This window comes from Streptomyces sp. OR43, from assembly GCF_008042275.1.
Classification (GTDB): Bacteria; Actinomycetota; Actinomycetes; order Streptomycetales; family Streptomycetaceae; genus Streptomyces.
In genome coordinates this window covers 1-2,309 of record NZ_RDBK01000135.1, presented here as the reverse complement: position 1 = coordinate 2,309, position 2,309 = coordinate 1, and the positions used below count along the sequence as shown (strand labels likewise).

At 69.4% G+C, this 2,309-nt stretch carries 1 pseudogene; it reads left to right on the top strand.

Annotation, left to right across the window (positions count from 1 at the left end):
* Positions 1 to 230 precede the first annotated feature (230 nt).
* A pseudogene (locus EAO72_RS41605) lies at positions 231 to 2,309 on the top strand (discoidin domain-containing protein); the annotation flags it as partial.

Below are 2,309 nucleotides of genomic sequence, written 5' to 3'. Positions count from 1 at the left end.
GCCCCACTCCGTGCCGCCCGTGAGGCGATTGGACGCCGCGAAATGCCTGACCGTGGCAAGCGTGCGGGAAAGCAGTTCGTCCTTGCCGATGCCGGCGCACCCGGTCCGGCAGCCGCGATTCCGCTCCCCCGTCCCGTACAGCCCGGACGCCGCAGAACCCTTGACGCGCAACAGGTCACAGGAAAGGATGACCGCAATCTGACAACGTTGTCATTCTTTGCGGAGGATCCATGCCCGACAACCCGGCCTACTACGACAGACGCAGGTTCGTCCAACTCGCCGGCCTGACAGGGCTGTTGACCGCCGGTTCGCTGACTCTCCCGGGCATGGCGGCAGCTGCGGAGCCGCCCGTCACCTCCGGCACGCGTCCCGGCGACGAGGAACGGGACAGCATCGCGGACACCTATTACCAGGTGCTGCTGACGCACACACGCTGGGCGGAGACGCAGTGGGACTCCGCTCTCGGGCACTACACGGCCAAGGACTTCGGCTTCGCGGTGGTGCTCGGCAATGCCGTGCTGCTGACCCAGGGAACGTACGACTCCGGGCGCGCCGGCATCGGCAAGGACGAACTGCTTTCCCGCACGCTTGCCACGGTCAGGCATTTCGCGGCGTCCAATCGCCTCACGGGCGGCACGGAGTGGGGCCGCACGCTGTTCTTCGACACGACCTTCCAGTTGTACTTCGTGCTCGCCGCACGGCTGCTCTGGGATCAGCTGGACGACGTCACACGGCAGAACGTCGACACGATCGCCCGCGAGCAGGCGCAGTACACCACCGCCCTCGGCGCCAGGAACGACCCCGCCTCCGGCAGCTGGACGCCGAACGGCCTGAAGGGCGGCTTCGTCGGGGACACGAAGCTCGAGGAGATGGGCGTCTACGCCCAGTCCCTGGCACCCGGCCTCGCCTGGGCCCCCGACGATTCCCGTCATGGCGAGTGGTCGGCGGCCTTCGGCCGGTGGACGCGGAACGAGGCGGGTCTGCCCGCGGCGGATCTGGCCAATCCCGCCCTGGTCGACGGAGTCGCCGTGCGGGAGAACACCGCGACGAATCTCTACGACACGTTCATCGTCGAGAACCACAACTCCTTCGGTCCGCACTACCAGGAGGAACTGTGGCGTACCTCCGGCCGCAACGCCGCCCACTTCATCGCCGCGGGCCGTCCCATGCCGCAGGTCCTCACCGCGCAGCCGAACGCGGGTCCGCTGTGGCGCACGCTGCTGATGGTGATGAGTGACGCCGGCGAACCGCTGATGCCGATGGTCGCGGACCGCGAGCACCTCTACGGACGCGATGTGATCCCGCTGGCCTTCCTGGCCCAGGTGACCGGGGACCGCGGTGCCGCCTGGGCGGAGGCGGCCATGGCGAAGCGGCTGGCGCCCTACCAGGCGTATGCGCCGGAGTACCGGCTCGCCAAGTTCTCGGGTGAGGCGAAGTACGAACCGGAGGCCCGGGCCGAGATCGCCATCAGCTATCTGCTGCACCGGTGGCGGGCGGCGCACGGTGGTGTCGTGGCACCGCTGTCCGACGAGGAGTTCTACGCACAGGCCTCCGGTGTACGGGACTTCGACGAGGGCCCCGGTCTGGTGGTCCAGCAGACGCCGGCTGCCTGGGCGGCCGCGGTGAGCAAGCCGGGCTTCGTCAAGTTCGCCTGGCAGCCCGCCCATGACGACTGGCTGTTCGCACTGAGCGGCAATACCCCGATGTTCCTGCCCTCGACCGCGAGCAAGGTGCTGCGGCGCTCGGTCACGACCTACCGGAAGGTCCGCGACGGCATCGACGCGACCGCCTCGGTACTCGAACTCGAGACCGGAACAGCCGGATTCACCACCCTCCCGTCGGGTGCGGTCGTCTACGCGACGAGCGGTACGGCCGCCGGCGAGGGACACCTGCGGATACACAACCTGACGATGCCGGGGCTGGCGGGTCTGGACGGCAGTCGTACGTACACCGCGGCCGAGGGATCGGTCCAGGTGACATCGAAGGACAGCGGGAACACGTCGGGCGGGCCCGGTCCCCGGGTAGACACCCTTGCGCTCCCCCGTGGCTCCCATCGATTCGTCCGGATGCAGGGCGTCTCCGGGCATCCGCAGTACGGCTACTCCCTGTACTCCTTCTCCGTCCGGGACGGGGCGGACGGAGCCGATCTCGCCCGTGCCGCCGTCGCCACCGCTTCGTCGGCGGCACCCGGCCGCGAGGCGGCCTGTGTGGTGGACGGGGACGGCAGCACCCGCTGGGCCGTCGCCGTCGCCGAACGGGGTCGCCAGGACAGCTGGCTGACCGTCGACTTCGGCAGCGCCGTCGCCTTC